This is a genomic window from Streptomyces sp. NPDC050504 (assembly GCF_044458065.1).
Classification (GTDB): domain Bacteria; phylum Actinomycetota; class Actinomycetes; order Streptomycetales; family Streptomycetaceae; genus Streptomyces.
In genome coordinates, this window is record NZ_JBITHO010000008.1 from 434,489 (window position 1) to 460,682 (window position 26,194).

General features: G+C 71.5%; 24 protein-coding genes and 1 riboswitch. Of the genes, 8 read left to right on the plus strand and 16 right to left on the minus strand.

Annotated elements, in window-relative coordinates:
• Positions 1-399: 399 nt before the first annotated feature.
• The 6 genes from ACIBNE_RS30115 to ACIBNE_RS30140 all read right to left on the minus strand — a co-directional run bounded on the left by ACIBNE_RS30115 (position 400) and on the right by ACIBNE_RS30140 (position 7,145).
• Positions 400-1,542, minus strand: a complete 1,143-nt coding sequence (locus ACIBNE_RS30115; protein ID WP_399277053.1) for a glycosyltransferase family 4 protein — start codon at positions 1,540-1,542, stop codon at positions 400-402.
• A gap of 29 nt (positions 1,543-1,571) precedes the next feature.
• A complete protein-coding gene (locus ACIBNE_RS30120; RefSeq protein WP_399277055.1) occupies positions 1,572-2,819 on the minus strand; it encodes a hypothetical protein in 1,248 nt (415 codons plus the stop codon).
• 29 nt (positions 2,820-2,848) lie between these two features.
• Positions 2,849-3,880 carry an NlpC/P60 family protein gene (locus tag ACIBNE_RS30125; protein ID WP_399277057.1) on the minus strand — a complete coding sequence of 344 codons (1,032 nt, stop codon included), beginning with the start codon at positions 3,878-3,880 and terminating at the stop codon, positions 2,849-2,851.
• Between the two features lie 261 nt (positions 3,881-4,141).
• Positions 4,142-5,173: an NlpC/P60 family protein gene (locus tag ACIBNE_RS30130; RefSeq protein WP_399277059.1), complete on the minus strand. Its 1,032-nt coding sequence runs from the start codon at positions 5,171-5,173 to the stop codon at positions 4,142-4,144.
• Positions 5,174-5,477: 304 nt separating this feature from the next.
• Positions 5,478-6,842, minus strand: coding sequence for an NYN domain-containing protein (locus ACIBNE_RS30135; protein ID WP_399277182.1), 1,365 nt, complete (start codon positions 6,840-6,842; stop codon positions 5,478-5,480).
• A gap of 60 nt (positions 6,843-6,902) precedes the next feature.
• Positions 6,903-7,145, minus strand: coding sequence for a hypothetical protein (locus tag ACIBNE_RS30140; RefSeq protein WP_399277061.1), 243 nt, complete (start codon positions 7,143-7,145; stop codon positions 6,903-6,905).
• A 153-nt stretch (positions 7,146-7,298) separates the two neighbouring features.
• On the opposite strand from ACIBNE_RS30140, the gene ACIBNE_RS30145 reads away from it, so the two are divergent.
• The 7 genes from ACIBNE_RS30145 (at position 7,299) to ACIBNE_RS30175 (ending at position 13,741) form a co-directional block, all read left to right on the plus strand.
• Complete coding sequence (locus tag ACIBNE_RS30145) at positions 7,299-8,012, plus strand: rhomboid family intramembrane serine protease (protein ID WP_399277063.1); 714 nt, start codon at positions 7,299-7,301, stop codon at positions 8,010-8,012.
• Positions 8,009-8,290 (plus strand): Lrp/AsnC family transcriptional regulator, encoded by a 282-nt coding sequence (locus ACIBNE_RS30150; protein ID WP_399277065.1) that lies wholly within the window; start codon positions 8,009-8,011, stop codon positions 8,288-8,290. Before ACIBNE_RS30145 ends, ACIBNE_RS30150 begins: the two co-directional genes overlap by 4 nt.
• 226 nt (positions 8,291-8,516) lie before the next feature.
• Positions 8,517-8,816 carry a small hydrophilic protein gene (locus ACIBNE_RS30155; protein WP_399277067.1) on the plus strand — a complete coding sequence of 100 codons (300 nt, stop codon included), beginning with the start codon at positions 8,517-8,519 and terminating at the stop codon, positions 8,814-8,816.
• 61 nt (positions 8,817-8,877) lie between these two features.
• Positions 8,878-10,311: a sensor histidine kinase gene (locus tag ACIBNE_RS30160; RefSeq protein WP_399277184.1), complete on the plus strand. Its 1,434-nt coding sequence runs from the start codon at positions 8,878-8,880 to the stop codon at positions 10,309-10,311.
• Positions 10,308-10,973: a response regulator transcription factor gene (locus tag ACIBNE_RS30165; RefSeq protein ID WP_399277069.1), complete on the plus strand. Its 666-nt coding sequence runs from the start codon at positions 10,308-10,310 to the stop codon at positions 10,971-10,973. The genes ACIBNE_RS30160 and ACIBNE_RS30165 overlap by 4 nt, the downstream gene beginning before the upstream one ends.
• Before the next feature lie 90 nt (positions 10,974-11,063).
• The gene (locus ACIBNE_RS30170) at positions 11,064-12,503 is read left to right on the plus strand and encodes an SLC13 family permease (RefSeq protein ID WP_399277186.1); all 1,440 of its coding nucleotides are present in this window, start codon (positions 11,064-11,066) and stop codon (positions 12,501-12,503) included.
• Positions 12,500-13,741: a glycerate kinase gene (locus ACIBNE_RS30175; RefSeq protein ID WP_399277072.1), complete on the plus strand. Its 1,242-nt coding sequence runs from the start codon at positions 12,500-12,502 to the stop codon at positions 13,739-13,741. Before ACIBNE_RS30170 ends, ACIBNE_RS30175 begins: the two co-directional genes overlap by 4 nt.
• Here the strand turns inward: ACIBNE_RS30175 and ACIBNE_RS30180 are convergent.
• From ACIBNE_RS30180 to ACIBNE_RS30205, 6 genes are all read right to left on the minus strand, one after another.
• Positions 13,672-15,111, minus strand: a complete 1,440-nt coding sequence (locus ACIBNE_RS30180; RefSeq protein ID WP_399277074.1) for an aminotransferase class V-fold PLP-dependent enzyme — start codon at positions 15,109-15,111, stop codon at positions 13,672-13,674. The two genes, ACIBNE_RS30175 and ACIBNE_RS30180, sit on opposite strands and share 70 nt — an antisense overlap.
• Positions 15,112-15,319: 208 nt before the next feature.
• Positions 15,320-15,437, minus strand: a riboswitch (SAM riboswitch).
• 129 nt (positions 15,438-15,566) lie between these two features.
• On the minus strand, positions 15,567-16,631 hold the full coding sequence (trpD, locus tag ACIBNE_RS30185) for an anthranilate phosphoribosyltransferase (protein WP_399277076.1): 1,065 nt from the start codon (positions 16,629-16,631) through the stop codon (positions 15,567-15,569).
• A gap of 117 nt (positions 16,632-16,748) precedes the next feature.
• On the minus strand, positions 16,749-18,380 hold the full coding sequence (locus ACIBNE_RS30190; RefSeq protein ID WP_399277078.1) for a cytochrome bc complex cytochrome b subunit: 1,632 nt from the start codon (positions 18,378-18,380) through the stop codon (positions 16,749-16,751).
• Positions 18,381-18,384: 4 nt separating this feature from the next.
• Entirely contained in the window at positions 18,385-19,437 is a 1,053-nt protein-coding gene (locus ACIBNE_RS30195; RefSeq protein WP_399277080.1) for a Rieske 2Fe-2S domain-containing protein, read from the minus strand.
• Positions 19,434-20,243 carry a c-type cytochrome gene (locus tag ACIBNE_RS30200; protein WP_399277082.1) on the minus strand — a complete coding sequence of 270 codons (810 nt, stop codon included), beginning with the start codon at positions 20,241-20,243 and terminating at the stop codon, positions 19,434-19,436. The genes ACIBNE_RS30195 and ACIBNE_RS30200 overlap by 4 nt, the downstream gene beginning before the upstream one ends.
• Positions 20,244-20,308: 65 nt before the next feature.
• The gene (locus ACIBNE_RS30205; RefSeq protein ID WP_399277084.1) at positions 20,309-20,929 is read right to left on the minus strand and encodes a heme-copper oxidase subunit III; all 621 of its coding nucleotides are present in this window, start codon (positions 20,927-20,929) and stop codon (positions 20,309-20,311) included.
• Between the two features lie 169 nt (positions 20,930-21,098).
• Between ACIBNE_RS30205 and ACIBNE_RS30210 the strand changes: the two genes are divergently transcribed.
• Positions 21,099-21,527: a hypothetical protein gene (locus ACIBNE_RS30210; protein WP_399277086.1), complete on the plus strand. Its 429-nt coding sequence runs from the start codon at positions 21,099-21,101 to the stop codon at positions 21,525-21,527.
• A 47-nt stretch (positions 21,528-21,574) separates the two neighbouring features.
• On the opposite strand, the gene ACIBNE_RS30215 is transcribed toward ACIBNE_RS30210, so the two are convergent.
• From ACIBNE_RS30215 to coxB, 4 genes are all read right to left on the minus strand, one after another.
• Positions 21,575-22,828: an Ig-like domain-containing protein gene (locus ACIBNE_RS30215; protein WP_399277088.1), complete on the minus strand. Its 1,254-nt coding sequence runs from the start codon at positions 22,826-22,828 to the stop codon at positions 21,575-21,577.
• Positions 22,829-22,949: 121 nt separating this feature from the next.
• Positions 22,950-23,348 (minus strand): cytochrome c oxidase subunit 4, encoded by a 399-nt coding sequence (locus tag ACIBNE_RS30220; RefSeq protein WP_399277089.1) that lies wholly within the window; start codon positions 23,346-23,348, stop codon positions 22,950-22,952.
• Positions 23,345-25,081, minus strand: coding sequence for a cytochrome c oxidase subunit I (gene ctaD, locus ACIBNE_RS30225; protein ID WP_399277092.1), 1,737 nt, complete (start codon positions 25,079-25,081; stop codon positions 23,345-23,347). The genes ACIBNE_RS30220 and ctaD overlap by 4 nt, the downstream gene beginning before the upstream one ends.
• Positions 25,078-26,037, minus strand: a complete 960-nt coding sequence (gene coxB / locus ACIBNE_RS30230) for a cytochrome c oxidase subunit II (protein ID WP_399277094.1) — start codon at positions 26,035-26,037, stop codon at positions 25,078-25,080. The genes ctaD and coxB overlap by 4 nt, the downstream gene beginning before the upstream one ends.
• Positions 26,038-26,194: the final 157 nt, after the last annotated feature.

Genomic DNA, 26,194 nt, shown 5'->3' on the forward strand with positions numbered 1-26,194 from the left:
GCATGGGCGGAGGGCGGGGTTCCGCGAAGGGTGGACGTCGCCTCAGATCGGAGTGACCGTCACTTCTGAGAACGTCCGGGGCACGGGTGTACACCCGGGTGCCCCGGGGGGGGGCGCCGTTTCGCCTGCGGCGGGCGGCACCCCACCCCGCCCCTTCCCGAAACCCTGCCGGGGGCTAGGTGGGTGGGGTGCTCGTGGCGAGCCCGCTCGCGCTGGGTGGGCACGCGCGGCGTGTGCCCCACTCCCGCGCAGTTCCCCGCGCCCCTAGGTGGTCCGTCGTACCGGGGCCGTTCAGCACAGGCGCCCCGTCAGGGGCGCGGGGAACTGCGCGACCAGCCCTCCACCGGCCCGCAGGTGACCACCCCGCGCGAGCGGGCTCGCCACCCCGGGGTCCAGGGGCTACAGCAGCGCGCGCAGCCTCTCCGCCAGGAGGTCCCACCTCCAGCGCTCCTCCACCCACGCCCGCCCCCGCGCCCCCATCCGCGCCCGCAGCTCCGCGTCCTGGAGCAGCGCCACGATCCGCTCCGCCGACTCCTCGGGCTCGGTGCCCCGCACCACCCACCCGGTCTCCCCGTCCAGCACCGCGTCCGGCGCCCCGCCCGAGTCGCCCGCGACCACCGGCAGGCCCGTCGCGGACGCCTCCAGGTAGACGATGCCCAGGCCCTCCACGTCGAGCCCGCCGCGCCGCGTGCGGCACGGCATCGCGAAGACGTCGCCCGCCCCGTAGTGCGCGGGCAGCTCCGCCCAGGGCACCGCGCCGGTGAAGCGCACGGACTCCGCGACCCCGGTGTCCGCGGCGAGCCGCCGCAGGTCCGCCTCGTACGGCCCGCCGCCCACGATCAGCAGCACCGTCTCCGGCACCTGCCGCAGGATCGAGGGCAGGGCCCTGATCAGCGTGTCCTGGCCCTTGCGCGGCACGAGGCGCGAGACGCAGACCACCACGGGGCGCTCGCTCAGGCCGAGCCGCGCGCGCACCGCGTCGCCGCCCGACCCGGGGTGGAAGGTCTTCTCGTCCACGCCGGGCGGCAGCTGGACCATCCGCCCGGCCGCCTCCGGCGTCAGCGCGGACGCGATGCGCGAGCGCGTGTACTCGCCCAGATAGGTGATCGTGTCCGTGGCATCGCCGATCCGCCGCAGCAGCTGCCGGGACGCGGGCAGCTGCGCCCACCCCGCCTCGTGGCCGTGCGTCGTGGCGACGAGACGCCGCGCGCCCGCCTTCCGCAGCGCGGGCGCCATCAGGCCCAGCGGAGCCGCCGCGCCGAACCACACCGACGTGCAGCCGTGTTCGCGCAGCAGCTCGGTGGCGCGCCGGGTGACCCCGGGCGTCGGCAGCAGCATCGTCGTACGGTCCCGCACCACCCGGAAGGGCTGTTCCGCGTCGAAGGCGGCGGTCGCCAGGGCGCCCTCCTCGCCCCGCTTCCACGTCGACGCGTAGACGACGATCCCGGCCGGGTCCAGCCGCAGCGCCATGTTGTGCAGGAACGCCTGGATGCCACCGGGGCGGGGCGGGAAGTCATTGGTCACGATCAAGGTCTTGTGCATCGCCGCCGACAGTACCGGGCGCCCCCGCGTCAGCCCAGCCGCTCCCGCAGGTAGTCGCGCCACCGGGCGGTGAACTCCGCGGGCGTGGTGGCGAGGACGTCGTTCATCGCCTTCTCCACCGCGCCCTCGCGCCTCGGGTGCGCGCCGACCGCCCGGTAGAAGGCCGTCAGCTTCGCCTCGCCCCACTCCTCGGCGATCAGTTCGCACGCCAGCCAGCCGCCCTCGTAGCCGCGCGCCAGCCGGTCGGGGTCCTCGGCGTCCCCCTCGAAGCCGAACTCCGCGTCGCCCGGCAGCTCGACGGGCCCGGTGCCGCCCAGCACCGCGCGCCGCAGCTCGGGCGCGGCCTGCGCGGCGCTGCGCCCCGTGCCCCGGTACGCCGCCCAGTCCGCGAAGCCCTCCGAGAGCCACATGGGCGTGGCCGCCGAGGTGTGGGTACGGGTCGCGACGTGGGCGGTCTCGTGGGTGAGGACGACGCGCTGCCCGAAGTCGCCGAGCAGGCCGTACGCCTCCGGGTTCACGATCACCCGGTCGGCGGGCGCGGTCCCCGACCCGCCCGCCTCGCCCGTGGTGACCGCGGCGATGCCCCGGTAGCCGGCCGCGGGGGCCCCGAGGAGGCCCGCCATCCCGTCGAGCGACGCGGGCACCAGGACGACCACGCGCCGGGCCCAGGCGCCGGGCCAGGCGGCGCTGACGGCGGGCACCGCGCGGTCGGCGTCCCCGGCGATCCCCTTGAGCCTGGCCCGGCTCTGCCCGACCCCGAGGACCAGGCTGCGGGCGCCGTGCACCACCTGTACGTCGCCCTGCTGCCACAGCTGGCGGCCGCCGTCCTCGCCGGGCCGGTCCGCGGTGACGTACCACCGCCCGTCCCTGCGGCCCAGCTCCAGCTCGCGCTCGGCGGTGACCGGGACGCTGTCGTACCCGGTGATGCGGTAGCGCAGTTCGGCCCGGACGGTGGCCCGGTCGCCGCCCTCGCGCTCCACGCCCGCGACGCGGTACTCCCAGGAGCTCAGCGGCACGTCCGCGAGGTTGGCGAATTCCGTGCGCTGCGCCGCCCGCAGCCCCGTCGCGCCCGGGTCGACGGCGGCGAGGTAGCCGTCGGCGTCCCGGGCCAGGACGGCGGCGGCGCGGCCGTCCAGGGTGTGCTGGATGTCGCGCGCGACGGTGTCGGGGGCCGTGCCGGGCGCGCCACAGGCGGACGCCAGGAGCAGCAGTGCGCCCCCGAGTCCCGCACCGCCCCTGCGCCTCGCCGCACCTCGCGCGCCTCCGTGACCAGCCACAGGGCCGATCGTACGGAATGCGGTGCGGGTCAGACGCGGGTCACCGACGAGATCGGCATCATTCCGACGGGGTCGTAGCGCACCGCCGCACCGGGGTAGGGGGCGTGCACGACCTGGCCGTTGCCCATGTACATCCCGATGTGGCTGGCGTCGTCCCGGTAGGCCACGAGGTCGCCCGGCTGCGCCTCGGAGAGGGGGACCTGGCGCCCCGCGTACCGCTGCGCCTGCGAGGTGCGCGGCAGTCCGACGCCCGCCTGGGCGTACGACCACTGGGTGAGCCCCGAGCAGTCGAAGCCGCTCGGCCCGTTGGCGCCCCAGATGTACGGGCGGCCCACCGCCTGCCGCGCGGCCGTCACCGCGGCGGCGGCGCGCGAGGAGGACGGGGTGCCGGAGAGCGCGGGCATCGCGTCGCGGCCCGAGCGGGAGGCCCGGTCGAACTCCGCGCGCTCCTCGGTGGGCAGGGCGTTGAGCATGCGCCGCGCCTCGGCGAGCTTGCGGGTGACGGCGCGCTTCTGGCCGGCCACCTCGGCGCGGCTGCGCTCCAGTTCGGCGAGCTTGCGGGCGGCCTCGGCGCGCTCCTGGCCCAGTTGGCGCTGGGCCTGCTGCACCTCGCGCAGGGCGCCCGCCTGGCGCAGGCTGATCCGGTCGAGGGCCGCGGCCTTCTCCAGGTAGGAGTCGGGGTCGTCGGACAGCAGCAGGGTGAGCGCCGGGTCCATGCCGCTCGCCCGGTACTGGGCCCCGGCGATGGCGCCCAGCGCGGTGCGCATGCGGTTGATGCGCTCCTGGCCCCGCGCGGTGCGGTCGCGGGCCTCGGCGACCTGGGTGCGCAGCCGGTCGGCGTTCTCCTCGGCCTTGTTGTACCGCTCCGTCGCCTTCTCGGCCTCGGCGTAGAGCCGGTCGACCTTCGCCTGGGTGGTGACGGTGTCGGCCTGCGGGTCCGCGTTGGCCGGGGCCGTGCCGCAGACCGCCGCGGTGGCCGCCGCGGCGGACAGGACGGTGACCTTGACCCGGGCGCTCTGCGTGAGGCCGGAAGCTGTGGGGGGACGACGATGGGACGCCACGGGCAGCCGCACTCCCTTCCGCTGATCTGCTGTCAGGACAGGGGCAGACAGTAGCCGGGCGACCACACCCCGACCAACGACGACCGGCGCCCGCGTTCTGCGGCAAAAGGGCCGCCCCGCCTCAGACCAACAGGTCATGGGCGGGGCGGGGAGTCAGTCTGCGGCCTCGAAATTCGCCCGGATGGGCGGGTGTGGCCGGGGCGCGGCGCAGAAGTCGCGGGGTGGTCCCGCGGGCTCGTGCGGCCGCGCCGTACAGCGGTGTCAGCCTCCGATGCGGACGCCGAACTGGAAGCTGCCCAGGTAGTCCATGGACTCGTAGCGGACGGACGCGCCGGGCTTCGGGGCGTGCAGGACCTGGTTGTTGCCGGCGTAGAAGCCGACGTGCGACAGGCCGTTGAAGAACACCAGGTCGCCGGGGCGCAGTTCGCTGCGGCCGACCTTCGGGCCGTCGTTCTGCTGGGTGTACGTCACCCGGGATATGTGCACGTTGACCTGGGCGAAGGCCCACTGGGTCAGCCCGGAGCAGTCGTAGGCGTCGGGGCCCTCGAAGCCGGAGCGGTACGGCTTGCCGACCTGGGTGGCGGCCTTGGCCATGGCGGCGGCGCCGACCTGCGATGCGGGCACCTCGTTGCCCAGCTCGACGCGGTCGCCCGCGGCGCGGCTGGCGCGCTGCTCCTCCTGCTTCATGGCCGCGCGCTCCTGCGCGGTCATCGAGTTGAGGAGCTTCTGCGCGGCGCCGAGCTTGGTCTGCAGGGCGCGCTTCTTGGCGCCCATCTCCTTGCGGACCTTCTCCAGCTCCGCGAGCTTGTCCTGGGCCTCCTTGCGCTGCTGCGCGAGGACCCGCTGCTTCTCCTGCACGGTGCGCAGGGCCTCGGCCTGCTTGGCGGAGATCTGGTCGACGGTGGACGCCTTGTCGAGGAAGCCGTCCGGGTCGGAGGAGAGGAAGAGCTGCACGGCCGGGTCGATGCCGCCGCTGCGGTACTGCGCCGCGGCGAGCGCGCCGAGGCCGTTGCGCATCTTGTTCAGCTCGGCCTGGCTGCGGGCCACCTTGTCCTGCAGCGTGCCGACCTGCTTGGAGAGCTTCTCCTGCTTCTCCTTGGCCGCGTTGTGCTGCTCGTTGGCGACCTCGGCCTCGTGGTAGAGGTCGTCGACCTGGGCCTTGACCTCCTTCTTGCTCGGCTTCGGGTCGGCGTGCGCCGCCTGCGAGGTCAGGGCGACCGCTGCGGCGGCGACGGAGGTGAGCACGGTCACGCGGGTGCGGCTCGGCTGCTTGGGACGACGGTGGGACGCCACGAAGGCGAGCTCCTTCTTCCTCAGAGCCGCCTACCGGGCCTGTGGGGGGTTGACTCCCCGGCTCCGCTGAACTGCTGCGGACGCGGCGGTACCTCCACTGCCACCCCGGATGAGTGATCAACTGCGCGAAGGTTCGAGCCCCGACCCTAGTGACCTGTCTGTGATCAGTTCAAATCCTCATGCGAAAAATCTCGCTCAGGGATCTCATTCTTTACTTTCATCACACGCGTAGTAATGGCCGTTTGACGGTACGTCTCGACCGGCCTTCCCATGAAAGGCCCAAAAGGTGCATTGCACACAGGAGTTACGAGACGCGTGAAAGCCGCTTCAGGAGCAGCAGGGACGCGACGGGCCTGGCGCCCGCCTTCGCCACCCCGTCGGCGACCTCGCGGTCGGTGGAGACGACCACCACGGGCCTGCCGGGCGGTTCGGCGCGCACCAGTTGGCGAATCAGTTCGTCGGCGGTGACGCCCGCCTTGGAGAAGAGCACCCGCACCCCGCGCGGCGGCGCGAGCAGCACCGGCGCGGCCAGCTCCGCGCCGTCGAAGACGCAGGTGACCTCGGCGCCCGTCTGGGCCGCGAGCATCGAGAGCCCGCCGAGCAGCCGCAGCCGCTGCTTCTCCAGCGGCATCTGCGGATAGCCGGTCTTGGTGACGTTGTAGCCGTCGACCAGCAGGTGCGCCTGCGGCAGCGCGAGCAGTTGGTCGAGCAGGGCAGGATCGGTCTCCGACAGGGCGCGCGCCGCGATGTCCTTGGGCGACATGCGCCCCGGCTCGACCGCGTCCACGGTGTCGGCGGGCCGCACCGAGGCGGGCGGCAGCGCCAGTTCGCGCCGCAGCCCCTGCGCGGCGTCCAGCACGGTGTCCAGGAGCAGCCGCAGGCGCATGTCCTCGACCGAGCGCCCCTCGCGGGCGGCCCTGCGACTGGCCTCCAGGGCGGCCTCGACCTCGCCGAGCCGCGTCTTGAGCCGGCGCGTCTCGCTCTCCGCCGCCGAGACCTGCGCCTGGGCCTCGGCCCTGATCGCGTCCGTCTCGGAGTCCCTGCGGCGCAGCGCTGCCTCGCCGCGCTTGACGTCGCTGAGCGCGCCGCGCAGCTTGCGCTGGGCCGCCTCGGCCTCCTTGCGGGCCGAGTCCAGCTCCGTACGCAGCCGTTCGGTCTCGCTCCTGGTGTGGGCGCGCGCCTGCGCCAGCTCCTCGCGGAGGCGCTCCAGCTCTCGCTGGGAGGCCTCGTCCGCGCGCTCGGCGTCGGCCCGCTGGGCCTCCTCGCCCGCCGCGGCCACCAGCTTGACCCAGCCGACCGGGCGCAGCACGTAGGCCGCCGCCGCCACGTCGACCGGGTCGGCGGCGGCGGGCGGCGAGCCCGCTTCGAGCGCCCCGGCCAGCTCGGGCTGGGACTCCTTGAGCCGTTCGGCGATGCGCTGGCGGAAGAGCGTGTCACCTTCCAGCGCGGCCGCCATGGCGTTGCCCGCGAACTTCGCCCTGCGGGTCGGGGTGAACCGGGCGTACTGCCTCAGCTGCGCCGGGAGTTCCCCGACGGTCAGGCCGCCGAAGGCGTCCGAGACGAGGGCGACGACCCGGCGCCGCACGCCCTCGGGCAGGGGCCGGTCGAGCGCCTCGGCAACGCCGTCGGCCGCGTCGGCCGATTCGGCGCCGCTCGCGGGCTGCTCCACCATCCGTCACCCCATCGCTGTCTGTCTCTGTCTGCCCCGGCCGCCCGGCCGGCCCGCCGGTCAGACCTCGGCGCCGGGCCGGGCCACCAGCTCGATCTGGTCCACGGCGTTGCACCAGCGGCAGCGGACCGACTCGATGGTCTCACTGACCACCTCCCGCTCCTCCACGCTGGGCTCGCCCGCGAGGTCCAGATGGACGTACTCGACCACCTTCGACGAACGCGTGACGTCGAAACGGGTGAGGTTTCCGCAGAGGGTGCAGCGCCACCGGGTCTCGGCGGTCGGCTGGGGAACCGTCGTCATCGTGCGTCCTCTTTCGTCGTGCGGTCGTCACGGGATGCCGCGGTGCGCCCTCGAACTGCGGATGTACTCCCCGCAACCCTACGGCCTTGCGGGTACCCCGCGCCCCGGCGAGGCACTCTGTCCCCTTCGCCCCTATTGCGGCATGCTGTGTCCATGATCAATTGGCGGGGCGTCGCGGCGCAAGGGCCCGTGGTCACGTACGGCCTGATCGGAGCGTGCTGTCTGCTCTTCGTGACCGGTCCGGTCTCCGGCCTCAATCCGGCGTACGGCACGGGCGACGCGCTGCTCGCCGCGCAGAACACCTACTTCGAACGCTGGGGCGTGGTCCCGGCCGACCTCTTCGGGGGCGCGCCGCGCGCCGCGCTCACTCCCCTCACCGCACTCTTCGTGCACGGAAGTTGGCTGCATCTGCTCGGCAACATGCTCTTCCTGTACGTTTTCGGCGCCATGACCGAGGAGCGGATGGGGCGCGTCCAGTTCTCGCTCTTCTACCTCGGCTGCGGCTACCTGGCCCTGCTCGGCTACGCGGCGGCGAACGCGGAGTCGGAGCAGACGCTGGTCGGCGCGTCAGGGGCGATCTCCGGGGTGCTCGGCGCGTTCCTCTACCTCTTCCCCAGGGCGCGGGTCACCAGCCTCTTCCCGTTCCTCTTCTTCCTGCCCCTGCGCTTCCCCGCGTGGATCGTGCTGCTCTTCTGGTTCGCCCTCCAGTGGCTGGCGGCCAGGGGCGCGGGCAGCGGGCCGGGGGTGGCGTACCTGGCCCACCTCCTGGGCTTCGCGATCGGCTTCCTCTTCGCCTGGGGGCGTTTCCGGGGTGCGGCTAGAGTGAGGATTTCAGCGTCGGCCACCGAGGGAGACAGTCAACCGTGATCACAGCCATCGTGCTCATCAGGACCAGCGTGGACCGCATCCCCGAGATCGCCGAGTCGATCGCCGCGCTGGAGAACGTCAGCGAGGTGTTCTCGGTGACCGGGACGTACGACCTGATCGCGATGGTCCGGGTCGCGAACCACGACGACCTGGCGGACGTGATCCCGGGCCGGATCAGCAAGATCCCCGGGGTGGAGGGCACGGACACGCACGTGGCGTTCCGCACGTACTCCCAGCACGACCTGGAGGCGGCGTTCGCGATCGGCCTCGACGCGTAGCCGGCCGCGCCCGCGGGGACCGGGACGCACGGCGGGCGGCCCGGGACGGCGCGGGGCCCCGCGGGGCGCCGGTCCCGCGCGCGGCGGGCGTCCGCCCGCGGCCCGGTGGCCGGCCGGTCGCGGAGTTCCCCGCGCCCCCGACGGAGCGCCCCGGGGGCACGGCGACATGAAGAAGCCCTCATCTTCTCCTCACCCGCGCCCCACCCCGCCCCGCGACGATGACGCCATGGCCGCCTTCACCCACCGCCTGGCAACCCTCGCCGCCGTCGTAGCGATCCCCGTCGGCATAGCCGCCACGAGCTACCTCCTCACCGACGACCCCGAGAAGCCCGAGGTCCCCGCCCAAGTGGAGCTGGACACCAGCCCGGCCCCGACGACCCCGGGCCCGGCCCCGACCCGGAGCCCGGCGGGCACGCCCACCTCCGCCCCCACCGACGCGGTCGTCCCCGGCCCCTCCACCACCGGCGACGACGACGCCGACGACCGGGGTGAAGGCCCCGGTGACGACCGCGGTGACGACAACTGACCCGCGCAGGAGGCCGGTGGTCTCCGCCCGCGTACGGATCCTGCTCTGGCTGCTCCTCGTGATGGCCGTCGCCCTCGCCGCCGTGGCCACGGCCACCCGCTCGATCCTGCTGCGCGACGTGGACCACCGGATCAGCGGCCTGCTCACCCAGGAGAGCGGGGAGTTCGCGAACTTCGTCGAGGAGGGCCGGGACCCCGGCACGGGCGAGCGCTTCACCGACCCCCGCACCCTGCTCAACGTCTTCCTCAGGCGCCAGTACGCCGATCCCGACGAGGAACTGCTCGGCCTGACGCCCGGCCGGGACCACGCCCCGGGCGCCGCCCCCTACGTGATCCGGCAGAACCGCGACATCCCCGCCCACGTGGCGCTCCACGAGGACCGCGACGCGCTCGTGGAGATCTTCGAGTCCACCGACCCGTCCGGCACCCTGGACCGCCCCCGGGGCGAGGTGCGCTGGGCCAAGGTGCCCATCACCCTCAAGGGCGACACGGCGACGCCGGACACCACCGGATCCGGGCGCGCCGCCCCGCCCGCCGCCTTCGTCGTCGCCTTCCACGCCGACGCCGAACGGGCCGTCGCCGACGAGGCGTTCCGCACCCTGCTGGCCATCTCGGGACTCGCGCTCCTGATGACCACCGGCATCGGCTGGGCCGTCGCGGGCCGCATCCTCGCCCCCGTGCGCCTCGTGCGGACGACCGCGGCCCAGCTCACCGAGCAGGACCTCACCCGGCGCATCCCCGTCCAGGGCCGCGACGACATCGCCGCGCTCGCCGCGACGTTCAACGCGATGCTGGACCGCCTGGAGCGGGCCTTCGCCGCGCAGCGGACCTTCGTCGACGACGCCGGGCACGAGCTGCGCACCCCCATCACCATCGTCCGCGGCCACCTCGAACTCATGGGCGACGACCCCGCCGAGCGCGAGGAGACCGTACGCCTGGTCACCGACGAACTCGACCGGATGAGCCGCATCGTGGAGGACCTGCTGCTCCTCGCCAAGGCCGAGCGCCCCGACTTCGTCACCCCCGGACCCGTCCAGCTCGGCGAACTCACGGCGGACGTCTTCGTCAAGGCGCGGGCGCTCGGCGAGCGCGCGTGGGAGCTGGACGGCGTCGCCGACCTGGAGGTGGAGCTGGACGCACAGCGCATCACCCAGGCGATGGTCCAGCTCGCGCAGAACGCCGTGCAGCACACCGCGCCCGGCCGGCGGATCCGCATCGGCTCGCGGGTGGCGCGGCCCGGCCGCATCGAGCTGTACGTCGCCGACAGCGGCTCGGGCGTCCGCGCCGAGGACGCCGAACTCATCTTCGAGCGCTTCCGGCGCGGCACCACCAGACGCGGCTCGCGCACCAGCGGCGCCGGGCTCGGGCTCGCCATCGTCAGGGCCATCGCCCAGGGCCACAGGGGCGAGGTCGAACTGCGCCCGACGGAGGGCGGCGGGGCCACCTTCGTCCTCGATCTGCCGGCCCCGGAGAGACAAGGGAAGCAGCTGCCATGAACCGCATCCTCATCGCCGAGGACGAGGAGCGCATCGCCTCCTTCGTCGAGAAGGGCCTGCGCGCCAACGGCTTCACCACGACCGTCGCGCACGACGGCGACACCGCCCTCGACTACGCCCTGACCGGCGGCTTCGACCTGCTGGTCCTGGACATCGGACTGCCCGGCAGGGACGGCTTCACGGTGCTGCGCCAGCTGCGCGAGGCGCGGGCGACGCTGCCGGTGATCGTGCTGACGGCGCGGGACTCCGTACGGGACACGGTCGCGGGCCTCGAAGGCGGCGCGGACGACTGGATGACCAAGCCGTTCCGCTTCGAGGAGCTGCTGGCCAGGATCCGGCTGCGGCTGCGCACCGCGGCCCGCGCCCCCGAGGTGACGGTGCTGCGCTGCGGCGACCTGGGCCTCGACCTGCGCACGCGCCGGGCGCGGGCGGACGGCAGGACGGTGGACCTGACGGCACGCGAGTTCGTCCTGCTCGAACTGTTCCTGCGGCACCCGGGCCAGGTGCTCTCGCGCGAGCAGATCCTCTCCCACGTGTGGGGGTACGACTTCGACCCGGGCTCGAACATCGTCGACGTGTACGTCCGCGCGCTGCGCAAGAAGCTGGGCGCGCAGCGCGTGGAGACGGTACGGGGCATGGGGTACCGGCTGCCCAGCGAATAGGGCCGGGCCCCCGGCCCGCCCCAGGTGAACTTCCCTTCATTCACGGCTCATCAGGGACTCACGGCGCCCCGCGAGGCTTTCGGTGTGAACCTGGCGACCCCGAACCTCCGACGAGCCCTCGGCCTGTGTGCCGCGCTCACGGTCTGCGCCCTGCTCCTGGTGCCCGGCGCCACGCCGGGCCTGAGCGGCGAGGGGCGGCTCACGCTCGCCGTGTTCACCGCCGCGACCTGCGCCTGGATCGGCACGTCGATCGACGACACCTACATAGCCCTGGGCGCGGGCCTCGCGCTGACCGTCACCGGAGTGATCAGCAGCGAGACGCTGTTCTCGACGCTGGGCGACGAGACGGTGTGGCTGCTGATCTGCTCGTTCGTGCTGGCGGCCGCCGTCGCGCGGACCGGGCTCGCGGGGCGCGCGGCCGCGTTCCTGGTCACCGGGGCCCGTACCGTACGGCAGTTGACGCACCTGACGACCGCCGCACTGCTCGTCACGGCCTTCGCGGTCCCCGCGACGTCCGGCCGCGCCGCCCTCGCGCTCCCCGTCTTCCTGGCGCTCGCCCACGCGCTGGCCGAGCGGCGCCGCCTCGTGGTGATGCTGGCGCTGCTCTTCCCGACCGTCATCCTGCTCTCCGCCGTCGCCACGCTGATCGGCGCGGGCGCGCACCTGATCACCGTGAAGGTGCTGTGGGAGCAGGCCGGGGAGCGCATCGGGTTCGTGGAGTGGCTGCTGCTCGGGCTGCCGCTGGCGGTCGTCACGTCCCATCTGGCCGCCGAGGCCGTGCTGTTGACGACCACCCGGCGGGCCGACCGGAAGGGTCGGGTGCGGATCACGGCCGAGCGGCTCCAGGAGCAGAGCGACACCCCGGTGACCGGGCCGCTGACCACGGCGGAGGCGCGCTGCGTGCTGCTGCTGGGGACCGTGGTGCTGCTGTGGTGCAGCGAGCCGGTGCACCGGGTGTCGCCCGCGGTGGTCGCGCTGATCGGCGCGGTGGTCGCGGCCTCGCCCGCGCTGGGCACCGTCCGCATGAAGGACGGGCTGAGGACGGTGCCCTGGCCGCTGCTGCTGTTCATGGCGGCGACCATGGCGATGGGCGCCGCGCTGGCCTCGTCGGGCGCGGCGAAGTGGCTGGTCGGCGGGGTGCCCGGCGGGTCGTCCGTGCCCGCCTGGGCGTTCCTCGCGGCGGTCGTCGCCGTCAGCACGGCGGCCCACCTCGTGCTCCAGTCCCGCTCGGCCCGCTCCTCCGTACTGATCCCGCTGGTCGTCGCGGCGGCCGTCGGCGCCGGGGTCAACCCGGTCGCCGCCGCCCTCGCCTCCACCGCCGCCGCGGGCTTCTGCCACACCCTGCCCGCGTCCGCCAAACCGGTGGCGCTCTACGCCGACCTGCCGGAATCCGTCCCCACCTACACGCCCCGCGACCTGCTGCGGCTGTCCGCCGTGCTGGCACCGCTCACCGCAGGGGTGGTCCTGCTGTTCGCCCTCACCCTCTGGCCGCTGCTCGGCGTGCCCGTACACCTGGAGACCCAGCCATGACCGACCGCACGATCACCCGCATCGCCGTGGCCCCCAGCGGCTTCAAGGAGTCGCTGTCCGCCCAGGCCGCCGCCAGGGCCATCGCCGCGGGCGTGCGCCGGGTGCTGCCCTCGGCGGTCGTCGACGAGATCCCGCTGGTGGACGGCGGCGAGGGCACCGCGACCGCGCTCGCCGCCGCGACCGGCGGACGGCTGGTCGCCCTGGCCGCGACGGGCCCGGTCGGCGAGCCGGTCGGTACCCACTTCGCGCTGCTCGACGACGACACCGCCGTCGTGGAGATGGCCGCCGTCGCGGGCCTCTCGCTCGTCCCGCGCACCGCCCGCGACCCCGGCGCCACCACCACGTACGGCGTCGGCGAACTGATCCGCGCCGCGCTGGACACCGGCGCGCGCCGCGTCCTGGTCGGCTGCGGCGACTCCGGCACGTCGGACGGCGGCGCCGGCGCGCTCCAGGCGCTCGGCGCCCGCCTCCTGGACCGCTACGGACACGAACTCCCGCACGGCGGACGGTACCTGACGGAGCTTCACCACATCGACCCGAGCGGCCTCGACCCCCGGCTCGCCGCCGCCGAACTGCTCGTCGCCTGCAACCCGTACAACGTCCTGTGCGGCGAGCGCGGCGTCGCCCGGGTCTTCGGCCCCCAGAAGGGCGCGAGCCCCGGCCGGGTCGAGGAGCTGTCGACGGCCCTGGAGCGCTGGGCACACGTCCTGACCCGGGACCTCTCCCCCGCGGTCGATCTGCGCACCGCGCCCGGCACCGGCGCGTCCGGCGGGCTCGGCGCGGGCCTCGCCGCGCTCGGCGCCCGGCTGCGCCCGCGCTTCGACGTGCTGCTCGACCACCTGGACCTGGACACCCGCCTGGCCGTCGCCGACCTGGTCGTCACGGCCGAGGGCGCCATCGACCACCAGAGCGGACGCGGCAAGGTCCCGGCCGAGGTCGCGCGCCGCGCCAAGCGGTTCGGCCGCCCGGTGCTGGCGCTCGCGGGCACGATCGGGGCGGGCGCGCAGTCCGTGCGGGACGTCGGCGTGGACGCCTACAGCTCGATCCTGCCCGCCCCTGTATCGCTGGACGAGGCGCTGGACCGGGGCGCGGAGTTCCTGACCGACGCCACCGAGCGGGCCCTGCGGATGGTCCTGCTCGGCGCGGGCCTGCCCCGGGCGGCGACGCTTCAGGCAGCCGCGCCGGCCGTCCCGGCAGCGGAGGTGTCGGGCACGCAACGCCCTTCCTCCGTACGGTAGTTCCAGCGGGCCCCGTCCGTGACGAGCTCCTTCACCGCGCGCAGGAAGCGCTCCAGGTGCTCGTCGGGCGTGCCCGCGCCGAAGGAGACACGGATCGCGTTCAGCGACCGCTCGCCCGGGTCGCCCTCGGGCGCGCCGCACTCGCCCGGGTCCTGCGGGGAGCTGCCGAGCAGGGTGCGGACCAGCGGGTGGGCGCAGAACAGGCCGTCGCGCACGCCGATGCCGTACTCGGCGGAGAGCGCGGCGGCGAAGTGCGAGGAGTTCCAGCCCTCGACCACGAAGGAGATGACGCTGACCCGGGCCGCGTCCTCGCCGAACAGCGAGAGCACCTTGACCTGCTCGACCTCCGCGAGCCCGTCGAGCACCCGGCGCACCAGCCGCTGCTCGCGCTCCACGAGCGCGTCGAACCCGGCCTCGGTCAGCGCCTTGCAGGCGGAGGCGATGGAGTAGACGCCGATGACGTTGGGCGAGCCGGCCTCGTGGCGCGCGGCGGTGGTGTGCCACTCGACGTCCACGCCGCCGTCGGTGCGCCGGGCGACCTTGCGGGAGGCCCCGCCGCCCGCGAGGTACGGCTCGGCCTCCTGGAGCCAGTCGGCGCGGCCCGCGAGGACGCCGGAGCCGAAGGGCGCGTACAGCTTGTGGCCGGAGAAGGCGACCCAGTCGACGTCCAACTCCGCGATGTCCACCGGGTGGTGGGGCGCGAGCTGGGCGGCGTCGAGCACGATGCGGGCGCCGTGGGCGTGCGCGGCGGCGGCCAGCTCGCGCACGGGCCACAGCTCGCCGGTGACGTTGGAAGCGCCGGTCACGCACACCAGCGCGGGGCCGTGGGGGTCGCGGTCGGCGAGGGCGCGCTCCAGGGTCTCGACGGCCTGCTGCGGGGTGCGCGGGGCGTTGAGGTAGGTGACGCGGGCGTCGCGCCAGGGCAGCAGCGAGGCGTGGTGCTCGGTCTCGAAGACGAAGACCTGGCAGTCGGCGGGCAGCACCTGGGCCAGCAGGTTCAGCGAGTCGGTGGTGGAGCGGGTGAAGACGACCTGGTCGCCGGGGCGGCAGCCGAGGAAGTCGGCGACGACCTCGCGGCTGTTCTCGAAGAGGTCGGTGGAGAGCTGCGAGAGGTATCCGGCGCCGCGGTGGACGCTGCCGTAGTACGGGGCGTAGGCCGCGACGTCGTCCCAGACGCGCTGGAGGGCGGGGGCGCTGGCGCCGTAGTCGAGGGCCGCGTAGGTGACTTCGCCGCCGGTGACCAGCGGCACGGTGACGTCCCGGCCGAGGACCGGCAGCGGCTCGCAGGAGGGGTCGGCGGAGCAGTCGGCGGAGCCCGCGGCAGCGGCGGGGGCGGCGGAAACGGCGGCGGCGGTCGGCTGAGCGGACATGGCGGAATCTCCCGGTGGGCCAGGGCGAACGAAGGCATGAAGGACCCGCGGAGGCAGCACGAACCACCGTGCCGTACACGGGTGTTGCTCAACGCGCGACGGAAGGGCGCCGCACGGAGGGTGTCATGGAAAAGGGGCCGGAAAGCCCTATCGCATTCGCTTGCTCACGAGACTGCTCCCTCGGGACCAGGACCCCAGGGTGTGCAGGGGTCCGCGCTTGCCGCAGACCTCGCTGCCTGCGACCTGGTCTTCACCCGGGGCACCCCGCCACGGACGGAGGGTTGCCGGACAGCGGGCCGGGGCCGTAGTCGCTGTCACTCATGACCTGTCGAGAACGTACGTCACGTGATCGCCCGCACGCAACCCCGTACCGCATCGCGGAACGCGAAGAGACGGGCGCCACACCGGCGCCCGCCTCTCAACTCCCTTGCCCCGCAGGGCCGTACGGACCGCTCCTAGCGATTGCTCGCCGCGATCCACCGTTCGAGTGTCGTGCGTGCCGCGCCCGAGTCGATGGACTCGGCCGCCTTGGCGATGCCCGCCGCGATCCGCTCCTCCAGCGTGCCCTCGCCGCGCTCCAGCGCCACCAGCGCCGCCGCCGCGTTCAGCAGTACGGCGTCCCGCACGGGACCGGTCTCCCCCGCCAGCAGCCGCCGCGCCACGTCCGCGTTGTACGAGGCGTCCTCGCCGCGCAGCGCCTCGATGGGCACCAGGTCGATGCCGACGTCCCTGGGGTCGAAGACCTCCTCGGTCACCGCGCCGTCCCGCACCACCCACACCCGGGAGGTGCCGGTGGTCGTCAGCTCGTCGAGCCCGTCGTCGCCGCGGAACACCAGCGAGGAGTTGCCGCGCTCGGCGAAGACCCCGGCCACGATCGGCGCCATCCGCGCGTCGGCGACGCCCACGGCCTGCGCCGTCACCTTCGCCGGGTTGGTCAGCGGACCGAGCACGTTGAACGTGGTCCGGATGCCGAGCTGGCCGCGCGCCGCCGCCACGTGCCGCAGCGCGGGGTGGAACTTCACCGCGAAGCACATGGTGATGCCGGCCTCTTCGGCGACCTCGGCGACCCGCTGGGGGGTCAGCGACAGGTTGACGCCGAGCTTCTCCAGCACGTCGGAGGAGCCGGAGGCCGACGAGGCGGCCCTGTTGCCGTGCTTCACGACCTTCGCGCCGGTGCCCGCGACGACGATCGAGGCCATCGTGGAGATGTTGACGGTCTTGGCGCCGTCGCCCCCGGTGCCGACGATGTCGACGCTCGGGCCCGGCACCTCGATGACGTTGGCGTGCGCGTACATGGTCCGCACGAGGCCGGTGATCTCCTCGACGGTCTCGCCCTTGGCCCGCAGCGCCACCATGAACCCGGCGATCTGCGCGTCGGTCGCCTCGCCCCGCAGGATGCGGTCCATCGCCCACGCGGTGTCGTCCGCGCTCTGGTCGTGTCCGGTGAGGATGCCGTTGAGCACGGAGGGCCAGGACCGGCCCGCCGCGGTGTCGCCTCCTGCGGGGGTCAAAGCGCTCATGGCCGCTCCTGTCGTGTGCGCCTGAATGGTGGAACCCACCCTATCCAGCCCGGGAACGGCCGGAGCCCCCGTCCATTGCGTGGACGGGGGCTCCGGCTGTGGCGAACAGGCGGGAGATCAGTGGTGGCCGTGGCCGCTGGTGATCTCCTTGTACTCCTCGGCAGTGGCCTTCGGGATCTGGTTGCCCTCTCCGTACATGCCCTTGCTGAGCTTGGCCCTGGCCTTGAGCAGCGCCGAAGGCTTGCGCTCGACGCCGTTCTCGTCGACCGTCGGGCCGATCTCCAGCGGCTCGTACTGCTCGTGCGCGGTGAGGCGGTGCAGCTCGCCCTGCGAAAGCGGCTCGTGGACCTCGACGAACTCACCGTGCGGCAGGCGCTTGATGATGCCCGACTCGCGGCCGTGCAGCACCTTGTCCTTGTCGCGGCGCTGGAGACCCAGGCAGATCCGCTTGGTGACGATGAACGCGACGACCGGGCCGACGAAGAAGCCGATGCGCACGAACCAGGTGATCGAGTTGATCGACAGGTGGAAGTGCGTCGCCCAGAGGTCGTTTCCACCACCGACGAGCATGATCATGTACGCGGTGATCCAGGCGACGCCGAAGGCGGTGCGGGTCGGCGCGTTGCGCGGACGCTGCGCGATGTGGTGCTCGCGCTTGTCGCCCGTGACCCACGACTCCAGGAACGGCCAGACCGCGATCAGGACCAGGACCAGACCGAAGACCACCAGCGGGATGAAGACGCCCAGGGCCAGGGTGTGGCCCCAGATGACGATCTCCCAGCCCGGCATCACGCGGACGAGGCCCTCGGCGAAGCCCATGTACCAGTCGGGCTGGGCGCCGGTGGACACCTGGTCCGGGCGGTACGGGCCGATGGCCCACACCGGGTTGATGGTGAACATCGCGGAGATGACCGCGATGACGCCGAAGACCAGGAAGAAGAAGCCTCCGGCCTTGGCCATGTAGACCGGCAGCAGCGGCATGCCCACGACGTTCTTGTTGGTCCGGCCCGGACCCTCGAACTGCGTGTGCTTGTGGTAGAAGACCAGGATCAGGTGGGCCACCATCAGGCCGAGCATGATTCCGGGCAGCAGCAGGATGTGGATCGAGTAGAACCTGGCCACCATGTCGTGACCGGGGAACTCGCCGCCGAACAGGAACATCGAGATGTACGTGCCGACGACCGGCATGGACAGGATCGCGCCCTGCGTGAAGCGGACACCGGTGCCGGAGAGCAGGTCGTCCGGGAGCGAGTAGCCGGTGAAACCGGTGAACATGCCCAGGACGAACAGCAGGAAGCCGAACAGCCAGTTGACCTCGCGCGGCTTGCGGAAGGCACCCGTGAAGAAGACGCGCATCATGTGCACGAACATCGCCGCGAGGAAGATCAGCGCCGCCCAGTGGTGGATCTGCCGGATGAGCAGACCGCCGCGGACGTCGAAGCTGATCTCCAGGGTCGACGCGTAGGCCTCCGTCATCCGGATGCCCTGCATCGGCACGTACGAGCCGTGGTACACGACCTCGTTCATGCTCGGGTGGAAGAACAGCGTCAGGTACACACCCGTGAGGATGATGATGATGAAGCTGTACATGCAGATCTCGCCGAGCATGAAGGACCAGTGGTCCGGGAAGATCTTGCGCATGTTGGCCTTGGCCAGGGAGTAGATCCCCAGTCGGCCGTCCGCCCAGTCGGCCACCCGCTCACCGGCGGGAGCCTTCTTCTTGTTCTGGGTTTCGGTCGCGGTGCTCATCAGTTCAGCCCCTCTCGAAGAAGGAAGGACCGACGGGCTCTTCGAAGTCGCCGAGCGCTTCGAGATATCCCTCGTCATTCACGCCGATCTGCAGCTGCGGAAGGGCGTGACCGGCCGGGCCGAAGATGACCTTGGCGCCGTCGGAGAGGTCAAAGGTGGACTGGTGGCACGGGCAGAGGACGTGGTGGGTCTGCTGCTCGTACAGGGAGATCGGGCAACCCACGTGGGTGCAGATCTTGGAGAAGGCGACGATGCCCTCGTGGGACCACTCGAGCTCGCGCTTGTCCTTGATGTCGGCCGGCTGGATCCGGACGATCATCAGGGCGGCCTTGGCGATCTCGTTGTTGAAGTTGTGGTCCTCCTCCGTCAGGCCCTCGGGCATGGCGAAGGTCAGCGAGCCGATGGCGACGTCCTCGGGACGCAGCGGCTCGTTGGTGTTCATGTTGATGAGCTGCTTGCCCTTGGCCCACAGCGTCTTGCGGAGCTTGTCCTCGGGCAGCGGGCCCAGGTCGCGCAGGAGCACGACGCCGGAGAGCGGTACGAGGGCCAGCGCGCCGAACATGGTGTTGCGGATCAGCTTGCGGCGCCCCAGCTGGGACTCCTCGGCACCGGCCCTGAAGTCGGCCATGACCTTGGCCTTGACCTCGGGCTCGGCCGCGATCGGGTGGCGCTCGTCGGCGACCTCCACGTCGGACATCAGGGTGCGGGCCCAGTGGACCGCGCCCGCGCCGATGCAGAACAGCGCGACGCCCAGCGTCGTGCCCAGGGCGAAGTTGAGCGCGCTCACGTGGCCCAGCGGCCAGATGTACACGATCTTGTCGACCGGGAACGCCACGTAGGAGGCGATGAAGCCGATCGTCGCCAGCATCGACAGCGTGAAGAGGAACGCGACCGTGCGCTCGGAGCGCCGGGCGGCCTTCTCGTCGATGTCCTGGATGCGCGGCTTGTGGGCCGGCAGCCCCGGGTCGGCGAACGGGTCGTCCGCGACCTCTACCGCGCCGTGCGCGGAGCCCTGCTCACTGGGCAGGTTCTCTTCTGAAATGTCTTGGCTACTCATGACTTCTTGGCCTTAGCGGTGTGGGCCGCGACCCAGACGGCGACTGCGACGAGCGAACCCAGACCGAAGATCCAGGCGAACAGACCCTCACTGACCGGTCCGAGACCACCGAGACCGAAGCCGCCGGGGCTCGGGGTCTGGTCACCGTTCACGGCGTTGACATACGCGATGATGTCCTTCTTCTCCTTCTCCGGCATCGTCGTGTCGGGGAAGGACGGCATGTTCTGCGGGCCGGTCTGCATGGCCTCGTAGAGGTGCTTCGGCGAGACGCCTTCGAGGCTCGGGGCGTACTTGCCGTTGGTGAGGGCGCCACCCTCACCGGTGAAGTTGTGGCACTGCGCGCAGTTGGTGCGGAAGAGTTCGCCGCCCTTGGCGATGTCCGCTCCCGCGGGGTTGTACTGGCCCGGCTTGGGCGTGATCGGACCGGCGCCCAGCGATGCCACGTAGGCCGCGAGCTGGTCGATCTGCGCCTGGTCGTAGATGACCTTCTTGCGCGGGGCCTGGGCGCTGGGCTGCTGGGCCGGCATGCGGCCCGTGCCGACCTGGAAGTCCACGGCCGCGGAGCCGACGCCTACCAGGGACGGGCCGTCAGTGGTGCCCTGACCGCCGGTGCCGTGGCAGCTGGCGCAGCCGACGGTGTAGAGCTTCTTGCCCTCCTCGATGGCGAGGGACTGGGCGGTGTCATCGGCCTTCGCCGTGCCCGCGGGCGCGAACGCGGCGTACAGCCCCCCAGTGGCCGCCAGCGCGAAGAGTAGGACGACGACCGCCGCCAGCGGATGGCGTCGTCGTGCGGAGAGCTTTTTCACGGATTACCCCGGTGTCAGGATCTTCTGCGTCGATGTTGCGGGATGTGTTCGGGCGGTTGGCCCGATTACTTGATCATGTAGATCGTGGCGAAGAGGCCGATCCACACGACATCGACGAAGTGCCAGTAGTAGGACACGACGATGGCGGCGGTTGCCTGCTCGTGGGTGAATCTCCTGGCCGCGTACGTCCTGCCGAGTACCAGCAGGAAGGCGATGAGACCGCCTGTCACGTGCAGACCATGGAAGCCGGTGGTCAGGTAGAACACCGAGCCGTACGGGTCGGACGAGAGCGAGAGGCCCTCGTGCTTGACCAGCTCGGTGTACTCGTACACCTGACCGCCGATGAAGATCGCACCCATCACGAACGTGATGATGAACCAGGTCCTGAGCTTCTTCACGTCCCCGCGCTCGGCGGCGAAGACGCCGAGCTGGCAGGTCAGGGAGGAGAGCACCAGGATCGTGGTGTTCGTCGCGGAGAACGGGAAGTTCAGGCTGGACGCCATTTCCTTCCAGTGCTCTGCGCCCGTCACCGATCGCAGGGTGAAGTACATCGCGAAGAGGGCCGCGAAGAACATCAGCTCGGAACTCAGCCAGATGATGGTTCCGACGCTGGTGAGGTTCGGCCGATTGACCGACGGGTGCGCGTGCCCGGTTTCTACTGTCGTTGCTGTCGCCACGACCGACATTATGTCGGTCGCTTATCCCGCCCTCACTCCGGGGGGTGCCGTTCGGAGTGTCTGGGTGGTGTGTCCAGCCCGAACGGCCCATCGAAGCACGGTCCGAACCGGTGTTGACGGCCTGTCGGACGGAGTAGCATCCGCGCAACGACTCGTGCCCCAATGACGCGGAGGAACCATGCAGTCGAGCGCCACCGTGCTGGTCTACAGCGACGACGCCAACACCCGCGAGCAGGTCAGGCTGGCGGCGGGGCGCAGGCCGGCCGCCGACGTTCCCCCGGTCGAGTTCATCGAGTGCGCCACGCTGCCCGCGGTCCTCAAGGCGCTGGACGGGGGCGGCATCGACGTCTGCGTGCTGGACGGCGAGGCGGCGCCCGCCGGCGGCATGGGCGTGTGCCGCCAGATCAAGGACGAGGTCTTCCGCTGCCCGCCGGTGCTGGTGCTGATCGGGCGCCCGCAGGACTCCTGGCTGGCCACCTGGAGCCGGGCGGACGCGGCGGTGACCCTGCCGGTGGAGCCGGTGGAGTTCGCGCAGTCCCTGGCCGCCCTGCTGCGCCGCGGGGCGGGCGCGGGGGCCGCGGGGGCCGTGGGGACCGTGCGCGCCTGACGACGGCGCCCCCGGTCCCGTCGGGGCCGGGGGCGCGCCGGGCCCGCTCAGATCTCCGGGCGCAGCCGCGCCGCGTCGGTCGCGGTGCGGCCCTCCCGGGCGCCGGTGTCGAGGGCGCTGCCCTTGCGCCACTTGGCCCAGGGGACGTTCCAGTCGCCGAAGCCGTTGTCGAAGGGCGTCATGGTGTCGCCCCAGCTGTTGACGACCTCGACGAGGTCGCCCTCGCGGACGTTCTCGTAGAACCAGGCCGCGTTGCCCGTGGACATTCCGGTGCAGCCGTGGCTGACGTTCGCGTAGCCCTGCGAGCCCACGGACCAGGGCGCGGCGTGCACGTACTCGCCGCTCCAGGTGACCCTGGTCGCGTAGTAGACGGGCAGGTCGTAGGAGTCGCGGCTGCCGGTCGGGATGCCGATGCTGGTGCCGCGCATCCGTACGAAGTACTCCTTGCCCAGCACCACCTTGACGCCGTTGCGGGTGGAGAATCCGGGCTTGCCCGTGGTCACCGGAATGGTGTTGATCACTTTTCCGTTGCGCTTGACGGTCATGTAGTGCGACGAGGCGTCGGTGATCGCTTCGACGCGGTCGCCGATGGAGATCCTCAGGGGCTCGGACGCGCCGCCGTGGAGTCCGTCGGAGACCTTGATGCCCTCCAGGGAGCTCTCGGCGGTGACGGTGGCGTTCGCGGGCCAGTAGCTCTTGGGCCGGTAGTGCAGGACCTCGTCGTCGACCCAGTACCAGGAGCCCTGCACGGCGGGCTTCGAGCTGACCTTGAGTGCGCGTTCGACGACGGCCCTGGCGGCCTTCGTCTTCACCGGAGCGCTGAGTTCCGCCGTAAGGGGCTGTCCGACGCCGTAGGTGCCCTTCTCGGGGCCGAACTCGACCTTGAGGACCTTTCGGGCCGGTGCCGTGTCGAACGCCAGCGTCCGGGTGCCTGGCGCGCCTCCGTCGTCCTCGGTGCTGACCTTGACCGTGTAGTGGGCGCCCGCGACGAGCGGGGCGGTGGAGCGCCAGCGGGTGCCGTCGGCGGTGAGCTCGCCCGCGAGGTAACGGCCGAGCGCGTCGGTGGCCGTGACGTCGGTGATCCGCGACTCCTTGCCCTTGGCGCCGATCTCCAGCGGCTTGTCCGGGTCGGCCTTGGCGCTGCCCACGGGGCCGTTGAAGGAGATCTGGGCCGCCGCGTCGTAGGGCTTGGCCGAGAGCGGATGGGGCTCCGACTCCGAACAGGCGGTCGTCGCCACCGCGAGGGTCGTGACCAGCAGACTGCAGCTCAGTACGGTGCGGATGCGCGGCGCGTGACTCATGGTCACACGGTATGAAGATTCATCCGTTCCAGCGCGTCGGCCACACGCAAATGACTGCAAACGAGGGGCCCGGCATCTCGGGTGAGATGCCGGGCCCCTCGTTCGGGCCGTGCGGGGGAACCTACTGGTTCTGGTTCTCGCCGCGGTAGAACTCGAAGACCCAGCCGAACAGGCCGACCAGGATGACGGGCAGCGAGAAGTACAGCAGCCACCAGCCGAAGACGACTCCCATGAAGGCGAGTGCGCCGCCGACGGCCAGCGACAGCGGCTGCCAGCTGTGCGGCGCGAAGAAGCCGACCTCACCGGCTTCGTCGGAGACCTCGGCCTCCTTGTCGTCCTGCGCCATGGCGTCGACCCGCTTGGCCGTGAAGGCCAGGTAGTAGCCGATCATGATGCAGAGGCCGAACGTCATGAAGAGCGCGGTGGTGCCCGCGGGCTCCTTCGACCAGACGCCGTAGACGACCGCCATGACGAGGACGAAGAGGCTCAGCCAGATGAAGAGCTTGCCCTGGAACTTCACTTGCCGGCCTCCTTGCCGCCAGCGAGCGCCTTGTCGGCGTCGGAGCCGTGCTCAAGCTGTTCGAGGGCCGCGATCTCCGGGTGGTGCAGGTCGAACGCCGGGGATTCGGAGCGGATCCGCGGCAGGGTGAGGAAGTTGTGCCGCGGGGGCGGGCACGAGGTCGCCCATTCGAGCGAGCGGCCGTAGCCCCACGGGTCGTCGACCTCGATCTTCTTGCCGTACTTGGCGGTCTTCCAGACGTTGTAGAAGAACGGCAGCACGGACAGGCCGAGCACGAACGAGCTGATCGTGGAGATGGTGTTCAGCGCGGTGAAGCCGTCGGCGTCCAGGTAGTCCGCGTAACGGCGGGCCATGCCCTCGGCGCCCAGCCAGTGCTGGACCAGGAAGGTGCCGTGGAAGCCGACGAACAGCGTCCAGAAGGTCATCTTGCCCAGGCGCTCGTCCAGCATCTTGCCGGTGAACTTGGGCCACCAGAAGTGGAAGCCGGAGAACATCGCGAAGACCACGGTGCCGAAGATGACGTAGTGGAAGTGCGCGACGACGAAGTACGAGTCCGAGACGTGGAAGTCCATCGGGGGCGAGGCCAGGATGACGCCGGTCAGACCACCGAAGGTGAAGGTGATCAGGAAGCCGACGGCCCAGAGCATCGGGGTCTCGAAGGACAGCGACCCCTTCCACATCGTGCCGATCCAGTTGAAGAACTTCACGCCGGTCGGTACGGCGATGAGGAACGTCATGAAGGAGAAGAACGGCAGGAGCACGCCACCGGTGACGTACATGTGGTGCGCCCACACCGTCACGGACAGACCGGCGATCGCGATGGTCGCGGCCACCAGGCCGATGTAGCCGAACATCGGCTTGCGGCTGAAGACCGGGATGACCTCGGAAATGATGCCGAAGAACGGTAGGGCGATGATGTACACCTCTGGATGGCCGAAGAACCAGAAGAGGTGTTGCCACAGCAGGGCGCCGCCGTTGGCCGGGTCGAAGATCTGGGCACCGAACTTCCGGTCCGCCTCCAGGGCGAACAGCGCGGCCGCCAGGACCGGGAAGGCGAGCAGGACCAGGACACCGGTCAGCAGCACGTTCCAGGTGAAGATCGGCATGCGGAACATCGTCATGCCGGGAGCGCGCATGCAGATGATCGTGGTGATGAAGTTGACCGAGCCGAGGATCGTGCCGAAGCCGGAGAAGGCCAGACCCATGATCCACATGTCGGCGCCGACGCCCGGCGAGCGGACCGCGTCCGACAGCGGGGAGTAGGCGAACCAGCCGAAGTCGGCCGCACCCTGCGGGGTGAGGAAGCCGGCCACCGCGATGATCGAGCCGAAGAGGTACAGCCAGTACGCGAACATGTTCAGCCGCGGGAACGCCACGTCGGGCGCGCCGATCTGCAGCGGCATGATCCAGTTCGCGAATCCGGCGAACAGCGGCGTCGCGAACATCAGCAGCATGATCGTGCCGTGCATCGTGAACGCCTGGTTGAACTGCTCGTTCGACATGATCTGCGTGCCGGGACGGGCCAGCTCGGCGCGCATGAAGAGCGCCATCAGACCGCCGATGCAGAAGAACGCGAACGACGTGACCAGGTACATCGTGCCGATCGTCTTGTGGTCAGTGGTGGTCAGCCACTTGATGACGACGTTCCCCGGCTGCTTGCGCCGTACCGGCAGCTCGTTCTCGTACGAGTCGTCTGCTGCCGCGGCACCCTGGGATTCGTTGAGGATGCTCACAGTGTCTTCTTCTCCGAGTTCCTGGCCGGGTCAGTCTGCTCGACACCGGCCGGCACGTAGCCGGTCTGACCCTTCTCCGCCAGCTCCTTGAGGTGCTGCTGGTAGCGCTCCGGGGAGACGACCTTCACGTTGAAGAGCATCCGGGAGTGGTCGACGCCGCAGAGCTCGGCGCACTTGCCCATGAAGGTGCCCTCCCTGGTGGGAGTCACCTCGAAGGCGTTGGTGTGGGCCGGGATGACGTCCTGCTTCATCAGGAACGGCACCACCCAGAAGGAGTGGATGACGTCGCGGGACGTCAGGACGAAGCGGACCTTCTCGCCCTTGGGCAGCCACAGGGTCGGACCCGGGTTGCCGTTCTGCGGGTTCCGGGTGCCGGGGATGCCGGCGTCGTAGACACCGCCCGCGTTCTCCGGGAAGGCCTTGAGGAACTTGTCCGGGATGGCCTTGAGGTTCTTGTCCGTCTTGGCGTCGCCCTGCACGCCGGGGACGGGCTCGACGTAGTTGAAGGCCCAGCTCCACTGGTAGCCGACCACGTTGATGGTGTGGGCGGGCTTGTCGGAGAGGGCGAGGAGCTTCGTCTCATCGCGCGCGGTGAAGTAGAAGAGCACCGAGACGATGATGAGCGGGACCACGGTGTACAGCGCCTCGATGGGCATGTTGTACCGGGTCTGGACGGGCACCTCCACCTTGGTGCGGCTGCGCCGGTGGAAGATGACGCTCCAGATGATCAGTCCCCACACCAGGATGCCGGTGATGAGGGCGGCTGCCCAGGAGCCCTGCCAGAGGGAGAGGATCCGCGGTGCCTCCTCCGTCACAGGGGTGGGCATACCAAGGCGGGGGAAGTCCTTGGATGTGCAACCGGTGGCGGTTGCCAGGACCAGGCCCGCAGTCAGCACCTGCGGCAGCTTCCGCCGCATCGGGCGCCGCGACGAGCGGTCGGAGCCGTTGGGACTCACGTAGCGCCTTCCCGAGAGTCTCGGCCCGCGCGACCGGCTGCGGCCGTCTCGGTCGGTCGCCGGCCCTGACGCGGGCAGGGGTTTGGATGTTTATGCGGACCAAACCCTACTGGACGCTATTTGGGGTCGCGCGGGGAGGGTGCCCAACGCGCCGTCC

Bases quoted from the DNA above. Each gene is read 5' to 3' on its own strand.
- ACIBNE_RS30115 (WP_399277053.1), bottom strand. From the start codon at position 1,542: ATGCACAAGACCTTGATCGTGACCAATGACTTCCCGCCCCGCCCCGGT.
- ACIBNE_RS30140 (WP_399277061.1), bottom strand. From the start codon at position 7,145: ATGACGACGGTTCCCCAGCCGACCGCCGAGACCCGGTGGCGCTGCACC.
- ACIBNE_RS30145 (WP_399277063.1), top strand. From the start codon at position 7,299: ATGATCAATTGGCGGGGCGTCGCGGCGCAAGGGCCCGTGGTCACGTAC.
- ACIBNE_RS30155 (WP_399277067.1), top strand. From the start codon at position 8,517: ATGGCCGCCTTCACCCACCGCCTGGCAACCCTCGCCGCCGTCGTAGCG.
- ACIBNE_RS30160 (WP_399277184.1), top strand. From the start codon at position 8,878: ATGGCCGTCGCCCTCGCCGCCGTGGCCACGGCCACCCGCTCGATCCTG.
- ACIBNE_RS30165 (WP_399277069.1), top strand. From the start codon at position 10,308: ATGAACCGCATCCTCATCGCCGAGGACGAGGAGCGCATCGCCTCCTTC.
- ACIBNE_RS30175 (WP_399277072.1), top strand. From the start codon at position 12,500: ATGACCGACCGCACGATCACCCGCATCGCCGTGGCCCCCAGCGGCTTC.
- ACIBNE_RS30180 (WP_399277074.1), bottom strand. From the start codon at position 15,111: ATGTCCGCTCAGCCGACCGCCGCCGCCGTTTCCGCCGCCCCCGCCGCT.
- trpD (WP_399277076.1), bottom strand. From the start codon at position 16,631: ATGAGCGCTTTGACCCCCGCAGGAGGCGACACCGCGGCGGGCCGGTCC.
- ACIBNE_RS30190 (WP_399277078.1), bottom strand. From the start codon at position 18,380: ATGAGCACCGCGACCGAAACCCAGAACAAGAAGAAGGCTCCCGCCGGT.
- ACIBNE_RS30195 (WP_399277080.1), bottom strand. From the start codon at position 19,437: ATGAGTAGCCAAGACATTTCAGAAGAGAACCTGCCCAGTGAGCAGGGC.
- ACIBNE_RS30205 (WP_399277084.1), bottom strand. From the start codon at position 20,929: ATGTCGGTCGTGGCGACAGCAACGACAGTAGAAACCGGGCACGCGCAC.
- ACIBNE_RS30210 (WP_399277086.1), top strand. From the start codon at position 21,099: ATGCAGTCGAGCGCCACCGTGCTGGTCTACAGCGACGACGCCAACACC.
- ACIBNE_RS30215 (WP_399277088.1), bottom strand. From the start codon at position 22,828: ATGAGTCACGCGCCGCGCATCCGCACCGTACTGAGCTGCAGTCTGCTG.